Raw genomic sequence first — 13,197 nt, forward strand, 5'->3', positions numbered from 1 at the left:
GAGGTTGCTTGCTCAACGGCTCGCCCCCACGTACCAAACCCGCCCCGGCCCGCGTTCCCTACCCCCCGCCCGGCGCGCAAAGGCCCCCATCCGCATTTGCGCCCTACTTTTGACTGCAACCGGACCCGCCCCTGGCTGGCGCGCCCACCCACCGAACCGCCGCTCTTTCGCCCATGACGCTACCCCCCCGGCTGACGCTGGCCGCCGCCCTGCTGCTTGCGGCCGCCGCCGCGCCCCGGCTCGCCCACGCCCAGCTCACCCAAACCAACACCGCCGCCGAGCGCTACTACCAGGAAGGGCTCGACCTGTTTGATAAAAAGCAGTACGGCGCCACCCAGCAGGCCATGCGGCGCTACCAGCAGGCCGCCCCGCCCCGCGTGGGCGAGCAGAGCGGGCCGGCCGCCATCACGGGCCGGCAGGAGCGCCTGGCCGATGCCGAGTACTACTACGCCGTGAGCGGCCTCTACCTGCTGCACCCCGATGCCGAGGGGCTGATGCTGGCGTTTGCCGAGCACCACCCGGCCCACCCGCGGGCGGCCGTGGCGTATTTTGAGCTGGCCAAGTTCTACTTCGACCAGCAGAACTACGCCCAGGCCAGCACGTATTTTCAGCGGGTGGCCCCGGTCAATCTCAGCGCCGCTCAGCGCGCGGAGTCCGATTTTAAGCTGGCCTACAGCTATTTTCAGCTCAAAGACTACGACAAGGCCCGGCCGCTGTTTGACCGCAACAAGCAGGAAAGCAGCCCCTACCGCTACGCCAGTGCTTACTACGCGGGCTACCTGGCCTTCCGGGCCGGCGAATACGCCGCTGCCCGGCGCGACCTGACCACCGCCGCCGAGAACGACGCCTACCGGGGGGTAGTGCCGGCCGTGATGACCCAGATTTACTACAAGGAAGGCGACTACGACGGCCTCATTGCCTACGCTACCACGGCCCTGAAGCAAACCCCGCCGCCCCAGAGCGCCGACGAAATCGAGCTGCTGACCGGCGATGCGTATTACCAGAAGCAGAACTATAAGGAAGCCGGCACCTACTTTGGCCGGTACGCCACGGCGCACAAGGGTAAGATTGAGCCTGATTTGCAGTATAAAATTGGCTTTGCGGATTACAAGGAGGGCGACTACCCCGGCGCCATTACCAACCTGCGGGCTGTGGCCGGCCGCCGCGACTCGCTGGGCCAGAACGCGGCCTACCACCTCGGACTGAGCTACTTGCAGGCCGGCCAGAAAACCCAGGCCCTGGCCGCCTTCGACGCCGCCCGCCAGAGCACCATTCAGCAGAAGCTGGCCGAGAACGCCACCGTGAAGTACGCCCAGGTGGAGTACGAGCTGGGCAACCAGCCCGAGGTAATTGCGGCCCTGCGCGACTTCCGGCGCAAGTACCCGCGCTCGGCCAGCCAGCCCGTGGTGGACCAGCTGCTGAGCGATGCTTTTTTATCAAGCACCGACTACCAGCAAGCCCTGACCTACCTGGAAGGGCTGGGTAGCGACCGCGGCGCGACCCTCAACGGCACCTACCAGCGCGTGGCCTACGCCCAGGCCGCGACCTTGTATAACGCCAACGACTACTCGCAGGCCCTGCCGCTGCTCGATAAGTCGTTGCGCTACCCGCAGGATGACGCCCTGCGCGCCGCCGCCCAGGTGCTGCGCGGCGAAATCTACTCCGTGGGTCAGCAGTACCCCGAGGCCATCGCGGCCTACGCCGCCGCCGCGCGCTCGGCCCGGCAGGGCGGCGTGAGCGACGAGGAAACGCAGTACGTGCAGCTGGCCCGCTACGGTCTGGGCTACGCGTATTACAACACCAAGCAGTACGCCAAGGCCCAGCTGCAGTTCCAGGCGTACTTGAATGACCCGGCCGCGAAGCCTTCGGAACCAAACTATTATGATGCGACGCTGCGTCTGGGCGATACCTACTACGTGGCCAAGGATTACAACTCAGCCCTGGCGCAGTACGACAAGGTGATTCAGGCCAACGCGCCCGACAAGGACTACGCCGCGTACCAGAAGGGCCTGACGCTGGGTTTGCTAAATCGCCCCGACGAGGCCAAGCAGGCCCTGGCCGCGCTGCTCCAGAGCAGCCCCGATTCGCGCTACGCCGAGCAGGCCGTGTTTCAGCAGGCCCAGCTGGCGTTTCAGGCCGGCGACTACGGCCCGGCGGCCGAGGGCTTCACCCGCCTCATCCAGAACCGGCCCACCTCCAGCCTCTTGCCCGATGCCTACCAGCGCCGCGGCGTGGCCTACGCCAACCTGGAGCAGCAGGACAAGGCCGTGCTCGATTTCCAGAAAGTACTGACCGATTACCCCCGCAGCCCCGCCGCGCAGCCGGCCCTCTCCAACTTGCAGGAAAGCCTGGCCGCGCTGGGTCGCAACGAGGAGTTTGACCAGGCGCTGGCCAATTTCAAGGCCCAGAACCCCAACAGCAAGGCTACGGAAAGCGTCGAGTTTGAGGCGGCTAAGTCGCTGTACCTGGCCGAGAAATACGCCCAGGCGCTGCTGCGGGTGCAGGCTTATTTGCAGCAGTACCCCGACAACGCCCTGGCCCCGGACGCCCGCTTCATCCTGGCCGACTCGTACTTCAAAACCGGCGACCCGGCCAAGGCCCTACCCCTGCTCAAAGCCGTGGTGGCCGAGAACAAAAGCGAGTTCGTGACCCGCGCCGTGGGCCGGGTGGCCGACCTCGAACTAGAGAACAAAAACTACCCCGAGGCCATCAAGTACTACGACCGGCTGCGGCAGGCCTCTAGTAACCGCCGCGAGGTGGCCACCGCCACGCTGGGCCTGCTGCGCGCTTATTACGAGAGCGGCGACTACGCCAAGGCCCGCGCCGCCGCCACCGACCTCAGCGGCCTGGCCGGGGCCACGGCCAGCGCCACCAACACCGCCCTGCTCTACCAGGGCAAGGCCGATTTCCAGCTTGGCAGCCTCGACCAGGCGGCCACTGAGCTGACGGCCGCCGTGGCCGCCGCCCCCAGCGACGTGACCGGGGCCGAAGCCCAGTACACGCTGGCGGCAGTGCTCTTCAAGCAGCAGAAATATGATGAGGCCATCACGGAAGCCTTTAAAGTGAATTCCAACTACGGGGCCTACCCCCTCTGGCAGGGCCGGGCCTTTTTGCTGCTGGCCGATGTCTACTCGGCCCAGCGCGATTTCTTCCAGGCCCGCGCCACGTTGAACTCGGTGATTGACAATAAATTTCCGGTGCAGGAAATCGTGGAGGCCGCCCGCCAGCGCCTCAAGGCCCTGCCCGCTGATGGCGACGCGGCAGCCCCGGCGGCTCCGGCTAAGGGCAAGGCTGCCGCGCCTGCTAAGCCTACCCCCGCCGCGCCCGCCAAGCCTACCCCCCCTAAAGCGCCCGTGCGCAAGCCAGTTAAATAAGTGAGAAACCCATTTGTCATTGCGAGTGCAGCGCTGCAATCTTTCCTAATCGTTGGGTTAGTAATCTGATGAAGCGAACGACCAGGAAAGATTGCCGCGCTACGCTCGCAATGACAAACGGCTTCACGCAATGACAAGCGTTATCAACTCACTCAGTTAGTAGCCCGCTGGTATAAACTTCGCTTAATGAAACGTTTACAGGTGATAAAATCAAGCTTTACTACCCCTCGATTACTGCTGGCCGCCGGCCTGAGTGGGCTGGCGTTGGGCGCGCAGGCGCAGAGCCAGCCCGGTAAGGGCCGGCCGCGCGGTACCATCCAGGATGCCGAGATTGAGGTGGTGAAGGACCGGGTGAACACCCTGCCCGAAGCCACCCGCAACTTCGAGAAAATCCGGCTCGCGCCGCCGCCCAAGCCCACCCGGCAGCTCACCTACACCTACCCCGATTTTCGGCTGCCGGCCACCCGCCTCAGCCCCTCGGTGCAGGTGCTTACGGTGGCGCAGGAAGAGCTGGAGCCCCTCACCGGCAACTACCTCAAGCTGGGGGTAGGGAATTACGGCTCGGTGTATGGCCGTGCCCACCTGCACGCGGTGCGCAACAGCCAGTATAGCTACGGCCTCGACGTGCGCCACAACAGCTCGCGCACTGGCCCGGTGGATGGCCAGAACTCGGGCGCGAGCCAGACCAGCGCCGCCCTCACCGGCGAGTACTACCTGGGCACCGCCGCCGTGGGCGCGGAGCTGAACTACGCCCACGACGTGTACCACTTCTACGGCTACGATGCCGCCCGGCTCGCCGTGAGCCCCGACCAGGCTGCTATCCGGCAGTCATTCAATCGCTTTGGGGCGCGGGCCTACGCCCGCAACCGCGCCCCCGACGCGCCGCTGACCTACGAGGTGGGGGTAGGGTTCCGGCACTTCGGCGACCACTACGACGTGAGCGAGAATAACCTGCTGCTCGATGGCAAGGTCGGCTACGCGCTGAGCGAAACCAGCCGGCTTACCGTGGATGCGCAGGGCTCGTTTATCTCCGACCAGCAGCCCGCTACTTTCGGCGGCTTAATCAGCACCGCGACCCGCAAGCGTAATTTCTTCCAGGTAACGCCCGCCTACGAGCTGCGCAGTAAAACCGGCCTTAGCCTGACGCTAGGGCTGACGTATGGCTACTCCAGCGATACGCTAAACCACGTCAGCAAGAGCCAGCTTAACCCCGCCGTGCGGGTCGGCTACGCGGTGGTGCCCGAAAAATTTCAACTCTACGCTGGGCTGGGCGGAGCCATCCAGCGTGTTACGCGCTACGACTTGAGCCAGGAAAATCCCTGGCTGGCCCCCAGCCAAACCCTGGCCGATACCCACGCCGGCCCCACCGTGTACGCCGGCTTCACGGCCGCCCCGGTCAGCGGGCTGGAGTTGGCCGCCCGCGCCACTTATAGCCGCACTAAAAACCTATATTTCTACCGCAACAACCTCGACGACCTCTCTAAATTCGACCTCGTGTATGATGAGTCGGCCATCGGCGTATTCAGCCTACACACTGAGGCGCTCTATAGTGCTGCCGAAAAGGTGCGGGTAGGTCTTAAAGCTGATTATAACAAGTATAGTGTTAAATCATTAGAATACGCTTTTGGCCGACCAGCTTTCATTGGTACGCTCTACGGTACTTATAACGCCTCCAACAAATTGCTTCTGGGGGCTACCCTCTATTATTACTCGCCTAATTACGGCGTAATTCACGTAAACCGGGACCCAGCTTTTAGTATAAACGCGGGCCAAACTAACGCCGTCGTGGACTTAAGCCTGCGGGCGGATTACCGCATTACGCCAAAATTCAGCATCTTTGCAATGGGAAATAACCTCGCCAACCGCCACTACCAGCGCTACCTGAACTACCAGAGCCAGGGTATTAACGCGATTGGCGGCCTCACGTACTCGTTCTAAGAAGTAGCAGCCTGAAAAGATAAAACTGGAGTTTAGCCGCTCACTGCCAATAGGGTAGCGGGTAGTCCGGCTTCGGTTAGTAACTTTCGGCTTTTCGCCCTGCCCGCCCTCATTAGATTAGCTTGCCGCCATGAATTTAGCCGACCACCTACGCCCCCTGCTCCGCGACCACGACTGCGTGATAATCCCGGATTTCGGGGCCCTGGTGGCCGAAACCACGCCGGCCCGCGTGCAGCCCGGCACCCGGCACCAGCTGAGCCCGCCGAGTCGCCCAGTGGCCTTCAACCAGGCCCTGACCCGCAACGACGGCCTGCTGGTAGATGCCCTGGCGCAGTACCTGGGCCTGACGGCCGCCGCCGCCCGCGAGGCCCTGCGCCAGGCCGTGGCCACCCTCACCCACGAGCTGGCGGCCCGGCAGCGCACCGAGCTGCCGGGTATCGGCGTGTTTCGGCAGCTGGCCGGCCGCGGCCTCCAGTTCGAGTACACCGGCACCGAAAACCTGCTGCCCGCCGCCTTCGGCCTGCCTGAATTGACAGCTCACCCCGTGCGCGCCACCGATGCCCGCGTGGCCCGTGAGCAGCAGGCCCAGCTGGCTCCGCGCCTGCGCTCGGCCAGCCGCGGCTGGCAGCTGCGGCGCGTGGTGCCGGGCGCGGCCATCGGCCTGCTGGCCGGCCTGGCCGTAGCCGGCCTCTACCTCCTCAATCTGCACCCCGAAACCCTGCCCGCCGCCTGGCAAAGCCACCTGCCCCGCTGGGAGCAGGCCAACCAGCCAGTAGCTGCGCAGCAGGCGGCGCTGGCCCAGCCCAGCTTCACCGCCCCCACCCCCGTGGCGGCGGCCCCGGAGCCGGAGCCGGTAGCGCTGGCCCCGGAGCCCACCGCGGCGAGCACCTGGGATACCGACCCGGAGCCTACCCCCCCCGAAGCGGTCCAGGTCGCGCCGGCTCAGGCAGCGCCCAAGCAGGCGGCCCCCGCTAAAATTGTAAAAGCCGCGCCCGCCCACGCTACCCCCGCCGCGGTGATTTCTGCGCCCGCCGACCCCACACCAGTCGCCACGGTGCACCCCGCGCCTCGTGCCGCCGACCCGGTAGATGCCCTGCTGGCCCAGCCTAACGCCCTGCCGAGCCCCATTGTGGCACGGCCCCGCGGCAAGCGCAAGCTGCCCGCCGCTGCCGCCATCGCCGTGGCCAATGAAAGCAATATTGCCCGCCCCGTGCCGATGGCTCAGCGCACGGCGGCTACCCCTGCCCTCGCCACCTCCTACGCGGCGCTCCACGCGGCCCCCGCGGTTCCTAAGCCCGCGCCGACCCCGGAGGCCGCCACCACCACCCCGGTTACCGCCAAGGTCGTCGCTGCGCCGGTAGCGCATCCGGTAGTTACTAAGCCCGCCGCGCATCCCGCCGCTAAGCCCGCCGCGCCACTAGCGAAAGCCGCCGCTGCCACGCCCGCTAAAGTACCGGTAGCGAAAGCCGTAGCCCCGGCGGCAGCTACGGCGGCCACAATTAATACCCGCACCGGCCGTTACTACGTGGTGGTAGGTGCTTATAACTCTCTGGCGCACGCTCAACAGGGCCTGCGCAACCTGCTGCTTACCGGCCACGCCGGGGCCAAGATTATTGTGCCCTACCCCGGCACGCGCTTCTTCCGCCTCTCGGCCGCCGACTATGCCGACCGGCCGATGGCGCAGTTCGCGGCCTCGCAGCTGCGCAAAACCCCCCACGCCGACCAGGGCCTCACGGTCTTTCCTTATTAAGTTAAGAATTGAGTTAAGAGGAAAGAGTTAAAAGGTAAGAATTAAAAAACAGCCCGTTAAGGCGCGGCAGTTCTACCAATTCTTACTTCCTAATTCTTCCCTCTTAACTCATCGCTTTTAACTCCTTACTCTCCTTCCGCTGAATGTCCGTTTTCCTGCTGCAAGCCGCTCCCCCCGTTACGTCTATTGCCACCGATACGGCCGCCGCGCACGCCAACGCGCTGGCCAACGCCGCCCCCGGCCTCTCGCTGGTGGACCTGCTGCTGAAGGGCGGCTGGATAATGCTCCCCATCGTGCTGCTGCTGCTCGTCTCGATTTATATCATCGCCGAGCGGTACCTTACCATTCGCCGCGCCGGGGGCGAGCCCGAGTCGTTCATGACCGGCATCCGAGCCCTCATGGTGCAGGGCGACTTGCAGGGGGCCAAGCTCTACTGCGCCCAAAACCCCTCGCCGCTGGCCCGCATGGTCGAAAAGGGCCTGCGCCGCATTGGCCTGCCCATCACCGAGATTGAGGCCAGCGTCGAAAACGTGGGTAAAATCGAGATTGCCCGCCTCGAAAAAAACATCAGCATCCTGGGCATTATTGCCGGCATCGCGCCCATGCTGGGCTTCGTGGGCACCATCATCGGGGTTATCAAAATCTTCTATGCCATCAGCAGTAGCGGCGAGTTCGGCATCACCCAGATTGCGGGCGGCCTCTACACCAAGATGGTGACCTCGGCCGCCGGCCTCATCGTGGGCATCATCGCCCACATCGGCTACCACTGGCTCAGCATCCTGGTCGAGCGCATGGTATTTCGCATGGAAAACTCGGCCATCGAGTTTATGGATATCCTTCAGGATAATTAAAAATTATGAATTAAAAATTAAAAATTGCCCCTCAGGTTGCGGCATTACAGCTCAGCCAGACGGTCAATTTTTAATTCATAACTTTTAATTTATAATTCAAAAAGTGAACCTCTCCCGCCGCCGCCACGCCTCTTCCCACGTCGAGACCAGCTCGATGAACGACATCATGTTCTTCCTGATGCTGTTCTTCCTGATTGTGTCCACGATGGTTAACCCCAACGTTATCAAGCTCTTATTGCCCAATGCCAAAAGCAGCAAGCAGGTAATGAAGCAGCCCATCACGGTGAGCATCAACGCGGCGGGCGAGTACTTCGTGAACAAAAAGCCCGTGACCGCCACCACCCTGGAGCCCGAGCTGCGCGCCCTGCTGCCCGCCAGCACTACCCCCGAAAACCAGCCCACCGTGGTGCTGCGCGTAGACTCCGGCCTGAACGTGCAGAAGCTGGTAGACGTGCTCGAAATCGGCAACCGTCTGAAAATGAAGATGGTAATGGCAACGCAGGCGCAACGGTAAATTTGATGGAAGACGGAATTAAAGAGAACGTCATGCAGTCTTAACTCTCAACTCCTAACCCGAAAACCAATGGCCCTCGACTATCCCGAAGAGCACCGGCGCGAAGCCCTGGCCATTACGGCGGCCGTGCTGCTACTGCTGGTGCTGCTGTGTTTTTTCATTAAATTCACCGGCCCCAACCCACCCCTGACCGAGATAGGCGGCGATGGCGTGGAGCTGAACTACGGCCTCGACGCGGCCGGCGGGGGCGACGTGCAAACGATGGCGACTGCCAACGCCTCGCTCAATAAAGAAGACTCGCGCCCGCCCGCCGCCACCCGGCCCGAGCCCACGCCCCAGCCCGCCCAGCCCCGCGCCGAGCCTACCCCGCCGCAGCCGCAAGCCCAGCAAAAAGTCATCACCAGCGAGGCCGAAGACGCCGGCGCTACCGCCCCGCCCGCCGATAAGCCCACAACCAAACTAGTGGAGCCGGTGCGCGAAGCGCCTACCCCCCCCAAACCCCGCGAGCAGCCCCGCACCCTCTACGTGCCCAAGGGCAGCGCCAGCGGTGCGCCCGGCGGCAACGGCGTGAACGGCACCAGCAGCGCCCCCACCGGCAACAGCAACGGCGACCACCCCGGCACCGTGGGCGACCAGGGCGACCCCCGCGGCTCGCTCAACGCCAAGGCCCTCTACGGCGAGCCGGGGAGCGGCGGCAGCGGCACGCGCCCCGGCAGCGGCGGGGGCAGCGGCCTGGAAATGAGCGGCTGGGACTTCGGCAGCGTGCCCGAGATTGCCAAGATTGACGACAATCCCGGCGTGGCCCGGTTTCGGATTATCATCAACAATGATGGCGACGTGGTATCGGTCACGAAGGTATCGGGCAGCATCTCGCCCGAGCAGGCGCAGGCCGTGCGCAATGCCCTGCTCAAAGCCACCTTCCGCAATGTTAACGGCCAGGATGGCGGGGCCACCGGCTACTACAATTTCCGGTACTCGGTGCGGTAGGGGTTAATTAGGAAGGCGCAATTGTCCTTGCGAGCGCAGCGCGGCAATCACACCAGAACGAAATCGTTGGGGCGTCGTGCGGGTGTGATTGCCGCGCTGCGCTCGCAAGGACAATTGCGCATTTCCCATTTAACACGTATAAATTTACCATGAACTACTCCGAAACCCTGGCCTGGCTCTACGGGCAACTACCTATGTATCAGCGGGTAGGGATGGTAGGCTTCAAGAAAGGCTTGGGCAACACGGAGGCGCTGGCCGAAGCCCTGGGCCACCCCGAAGCCCGGTTCAGAAGTGTGCACGTGGCGGGCACCAACGGCAAGGGTAGCAGCTCGCACCTGCTGGCGGCGGTGCTGCAAAGCGCGGGCTACAAGGTGGGCCTCTACACCTCGCCGCACCTGCGCGAGTTCACCGAGCGCATTCGGGTAAATGGCCAGGAGCTGGCCCCCGACTACCTGGTAAGCTGGGTGGCCGCGCACCAGGACCTTTTTGCCACCATCGAGCCCTCGTTTTTTGAGATGTGCGTGGCGCTGGCCTTCGACTACTTCGCCCACGAGCAAGTGGACGTGGCCGTGGTGGAAGTGGGCCTGGGCGGCCGGCTCGACTCGACTAACATCATTACGCCGCTGGTATCGCTCATCACCAATATCAGCTACGACCACCAGGCGCTGCTGGGCAATACGCTGCCCGAAATTGCGGGCGAGAAAGCCGGCATTATCAAGCCCGGCGTGCCGGTCGTCGTCAGCCAGACCCAGCCCGAGGTAGCCGCCGTCTTTGAGGCCAAAGCCCGGCAGGAGGGTAGCCCCCTGCTGTTTGCCGATGCGCGCTACGTGGCCCGCCCTACCCCTCCCGCCGGCTTCGACGCCGCCGAGGGGGGTAGGGCCGGGGTGCAAGTGCTGGAACTGCTGTGCGCCGGCCAGCCTTACCTGGCAAACGTGGCGCTGGGCTTGCTCGGCGACTACCAGCGCCTGAACCTGCCCGGCGTGCTGGCCACCCTCGATGAGCTACGGACCCAGGGCTTCGACATTCCCGAAAGTGCCCTGCGCCGGGGCCTGCGCGAGGTGACGCGCCTTACCGGCCTGCGCGGGCGCTGGAGCATTATGGGGCAGCACCCGCTGGTGATTGCCGACACGGGCCACAACGAGGCCGGCCTGCGCCTGGTGCTGGCCCAGCTGGCGCGGGTGCCCCACCAGCACCTGCACTTCGTATTGGGGGTAGTAAACGACAAGGACGTGACCAAGGTGCTGGCCCTGCTGCCGCACGCGGCCACGTATTATTTCTGTCAGGCCAGCATTCCGCGGGCCCTCCCCGCCGAGGCGCTGGCCGCCCAGGCCGCGGCGGCCGGCCTCACGGGCCGGGCCTACGGCCCGGTGCCGGCGGCCGTGGCAGCGGCGCGGGCGGCGGCCAGCCCCGAGGACGTGGTGTTCATTGGGGGTAGCACCTTCGTGGTGGCTGAGGTTGAAGAATTGTACGATGAGGGCCTGCGGGCCTGAATGGCTCAGTAGCACGCCTTGCTGAACATGTTGCGCCGTGAGTAGCGCCGCCTGTTCACTGCCGCGTGGCTACCTGGCGGCCAGCCGTAGTTTTGCAGCCCTTTGCGGCCCAGGCTGGCCAGCCAGGAATATCAGCCAGGCTACCAAGCCCCCTGATAAGTGTTAACTGCTAACTGAAAAAGTGTCCCGCGTCAAACTCCACCGCTTCGCCGACAACGCTACCCGCCCCGACATCGTGGAGCCGGGCAAACCCGCTTTCGGCCAGCTGGCTGGCCGCTGGCGCACCGATTTCTTTCAGCAGGATAATCCGCTCGTGCTCGAAGTGGGCTGCGGCAAGGGTGAATATACCGTGGGCCTGGCCCAGCGCCAGCCCGCCCAGAACTTCCTGGGCCTCGACATCAAGGGCGAGCGCATCTGGCGGGGCAGCACCCGCGCCGAGGCGCTGGGCCTCGCCAATGTGGGCTTTCTGCGCCTCATGGCTCACCAGCTCACCGCGCATTTCGCGCCCGGCGAGCTGAGCGAAATCTGGCTAACCTTCCCCGACCCGCGCCCCCGTGACCGCGACCGCAAGCGCCGCCTTACCTCGCCGCGCTTTCTCAACATGTACCAGACGCTGCTGGCCGCCGGGGGGGTAGCCCAGCTCAAAACCGACAGTGAGGGCTTGTTTGACTATACCTTGGAAACGCTGGCCGCCCGGCCTGGCGCGCACATTGAGGTGCTGACCCGCGACCTCTACGCCGAAACCGACCCCGCCTTTGCCGCCGCCCAGGCCATCCAGACGCACTTTGAGGGCAAGTACCGCGCCCAGGGCGTGCCCATTAAGTACGTGCGGTTCCGGCTGGGCTGAGGGGGTAGGGGCAGTCAGGCCGGCCGGTGCATCTTCACGGAAGCCACGCCCCAGTAAACCCACATGGCATTGGTGAGGAAAACGGCCCCGAAGGGCGAGAACAGGGCCACGACCGCAATGCCCAGGTAAAGCGGGGCTGACACCCAGAGGTAGCCGAAAGGCGCGAGCATGGCCGGCGTTACCCCGCTTTTCAGGCGGTGGCCCCGGTAGCGGATAACGAGCCAGAGCAGGTTGAAGCTCAGGTTGACGGCCACGAAATAGCCGCAGTAAAAAATGACCCCGTAGGCCGCGGCCGGCGACTGCATGTAGCGGGCCAGCACGCTGGCCGGGTAGGGCACCCCCACCACCAGTAGCAGCAGTAGGCCGTTGGCCAGCATCACGGGCACGTCGGTTTTGCGCAGCAGCCGGAACATGGCGTGGTGTGAAATCCACATCAGCAGCACCGAGGCGAAGCTGTTGAGCACGGACAGGTATTCGGGCCACCGCTCCAGCAGGGCCGCCAGCAGGTGGTGGTTGGTCACGGGGGCCAGGTCCGGGGCCTTGAGGTCGAGGGCTAGCAGGGTGATGGCCACGCCAAAAATGCCGTCGCTAAAAGCTTCCAGGCGGCCGGTGCCTTCCTCCAGCACGGGCACGGCGGGTTCGTCAGTCTTCATCTTCGCTGGCTTCTTTTTCGGGCTTGAATATGTTGGTAATGGTAAGGCCGAAGGTAACCAGCAGGTCGCCCTGCCGCTTCCCGGTCAGCACCACGGTTTCGTAAGAGTACTGGAAGTTGGTGCGCAGGGCCACGTAGTGGCCCACCGGCAGCTCCAGGCCCCCCACGGGCGGCCAGCAGCAGGTTGTGGCCCTGCAAAGCCGGCTGGTAATTCAGCTCGTAATTGAGGCGCAGGCGGCCGTCGGGCACTACCTGGGTGCCGGCCAGAAACAGCTGCTTCCGCCACTTGGTAATGCTAGCCGAAGTGCCGCCGTAGTTCTCAAACTCGTGGCCCTCAAAACGGCTTTGTTTATAAAGGGTAGCTGCGCCGGTTGGCATAAAGGCGATACGCTACCCCAGCCCCACCTGGTAGCGAAAATCGATGCCGCGTTGCAGGCTCTTGGCCACGGCTCCTTCCAGAAACGGATACACTCGGTGCCGCTGCCCGTAGTAGAGAATGCTGCGCGAGGTCACATCGCTGGTAACCAGCTCATTATCGCGCCGCTTATACACGTAGGAGGTGGCCGAAAACAAGCCCCAGCGCGGCCCGTTTTCGGCCACCTCGGCCCGCGCCGACGTGATAAAGTCATTCACGTTGCCGCTGAGCAAAATGCCCGTCGCCGCCACCCGGTACTGCCAGCGGGTAGTATCGGCCTCATTAATCTGGCCAAAGCCCGACCGGGCAAAAAGCAGCCCCAAAAAGAGCCAGAGCAGGCGCATGGCGAGGGGAGTAAGCCAGAAACCCGGAACGTAGT

The 13,197-nt window shown here is 64.3% G+C and carries 11 protein-coding genes; 8 read left to right on the forward strand and 3 right to left on the reverse strand.

Annotated features, from left to right (window positions below):
* The first annotated feature begins 173 nt into the window (after positions 1–173).
* From LC531_RS07520 to trmB, 8 genes are all read left to right on the forward strand, one after another.
* Complete coding sequence (locus tag LC531_RS07520; protein ID WP_223649695.1) at positions 174–3,374, forward strand: tetratricopeptide repeat protein; 3,201 nt, start codon at positions 174–176, stop codon at positions 3,372–3,374.
* A gap of 186 nt (positions 3,375–3,560) precedes the next feature.
* Positions 3,561–5,312, forward strand: coding sequence for a TonB-dependent receptor (locus LC531_RS07525; protein ID WP_223649696.1), 1,752 nt, complete (start codon positions 3,561–3,563; stop codon positions 5,310–5,312).
* Positions 5,313–5,442: 130 nt separating this feature from the next.
* Positions 5,443–7,062, forward strand: coding sequence for an HU domain-containing protein (locus tag LC531_RS07530; RefSeq protein ID WP_223649697.1), 1,620 nt, complete (start codon positions 5,443–5,445; stop codon positions 7,060–7,062).
* Between the two features lie 143 nt (positions 7,063–7,205).
* Positions 7,206–7,913 carry a MotA/TolQ/ExbB proton channel family protein gene (locus tag LC531_RS07535; protein ID WP_223649698.1) on the forward strand — a complete coding sequence of 236 codons (708 nt, stop codon included), beginning with the start codon at positions 7,206–7,208 and terminating at the stop codon, positions 7,911–7,913.
* Between the two features lie 103 nt (positions 7,914–8,016).
* Positions 8,017–8,427, forward strand: a complete 411-nt coding sequence (locus LC531_RS07540; protein WP_223649699.1) for an ExbD/TolR family protein — start codon at positions 8,017–8,019, stop codon at positions 8,425–8,427.
* Positions 8,428–8,496: 69 nt separating this feature from the next.
* Positions 8,497–9,414, forward strand: coding sequence for an energy transducer TonB (locus LC531_RS07545; protein ID WP_223649700.1), 918 nt, complete (start codon positions 8,497–8,499; stop codon positions 9,412–9,414).
* 149 nt (positions 9,415–9,563) lie between these two features.
* A complete protein-coding gene (locus LC531_RS07550) occupies positions 9,564–10,904 on the forward strand; it encodes a bifunctional folylpolyglutamate synthase/dihydrofolate synthase (RefSeq protein WP_223649701.1) in 1,341 nt (446 codons plus the stop codon).
* 181 nt (positions 10,905–11,085) lie between these two features.
* Positions 11,086–11,751 carry a tRNA (guanosine(46)-N7)-methyltransferase TrmB gene (gene trmB / locus LC531_RS07555; protein WP_223649702.1) on the forward strand — a complete coding sequence of 222 codons (666 nt, stop codon included), beginning with the start codon at positions 11,086–11,088 and terminating at the stop codon, positions 11,749–11,751.
* A 14-nt stretch (positions 11,752–11,765) separates the two neighbouring features.
* Here trmB and LC531_RS07560 read toward each other — a convergent pair whose 3' ends face one another.
* From LC531_RS07560 to LC531_RS07570, 3 genes are all read right to left on the reverse strand, one after another.
* Positions 11,766–12,404 carry a TMEM175 family protein gene (locus LC531_RS07560; protein WP_223649703.1) on the reverse strand — a complete coding sequence of 213 codons (639 nt, stop codon included), beginning with the start codon at positions 12,402–12,404 and terminating at the stop codon, positions 11,766–11,768.
* Positions 12,394–12,570: a hypothetical protein gene (locus LC531_RS07565; RefSeq protein ID WP_223649704.1), complete on the reverse strand. Its 177-nt coding sequence runs from the start codon at positions 12,568–12,570 to the stop codon at positions 12,394–12,396. The genes LC531_RS07560 and LC531_RS07565 overlap by 11 nt, the downstream gene beginning before the upstream one ends.
* Before the next feature lie 223 nt (positions 12,571–12,793).
* A complete protein-coding gene (locus LC531_RS07570; RefSeq protein WP_223649705.1) occupies positions 12,794–13,162 on the reverse strand; it encodes a hypothetical protein in 369 nt (122 codons plus the stop codon).
* Between the last annotated feature and the right edge of the window lie 35 nt (positions 13,163–13,197).

It is taken from the genome of Hymenobacter psoromatis (assembly GCF_020012125.1).
Lineage (GTDB): Bacteria > Bacteroidota > Bacteroidia > Cytophagales > Hymenobacteraceae > Hymenobacter > Hymenobacter psoromatis.

Excerpts from the sequence above, each read along its gene's own strand:
- LC531_RS07550 (WP_223649701.1), top strand. The coding sequence starts at position 9,564 with ATGAACTACTCCGAAACCCTGGCCTGGCTCTACGGGCAACTACCTATG.
- LC531_RS07530 (WP_223649697.1), top strand. The coding sequence starts at position 5,443 with ATGAATTTAGCCGACCACCTACGCCCCCTGCTCCGCGACCACGACTGC.
- LC531_RS07570 (WP_223649705.1), bottom strand. The coding sequence starts at position 13,162 with ATGCGCCTGCTCTGGCTCTTTTTGGGGCTGCTTTTTGCCCGGTCGGGC.
- LC531_RS07525 (WP_223649696.1), top strand. The coding sequence starts at position 3,561 with ATGAAACGTTTACAGGTGATAAAATCAAGCTTTACTACCCCTCGATTA.
- LC531_RS07560 (WP_223649703.1), bottom strand. The coding sequence starts at position 12,404 with ATGAAGACTGACGAACCCGCCGTGCCCGTGCTGGAGGAAGGCACCGGC.
- LC531_RS07535 (WP_223649698.1), top strand. The coding sequence starts at position 7,206 with ATGTCCGTTTTCCTGCTGCAAGCCGCTCCCCCCGTTACGTCTATTGCC.
- LC531_RS07520 (WP_223649695.1), top strand. The coding sequence starts at position 174 with ATGACGCTACCCCCCCGGCTGACGCTGGCCGCCGCCCTGCTGCTTGCG.
- LC531_RS07545 (WP_223649700.1), top strand. The coding sequence starts at position 8,497 with ATGGCCCTCGACTATCCCGAAGAGCACCGGCGCGAAGCCCTGGCCATT.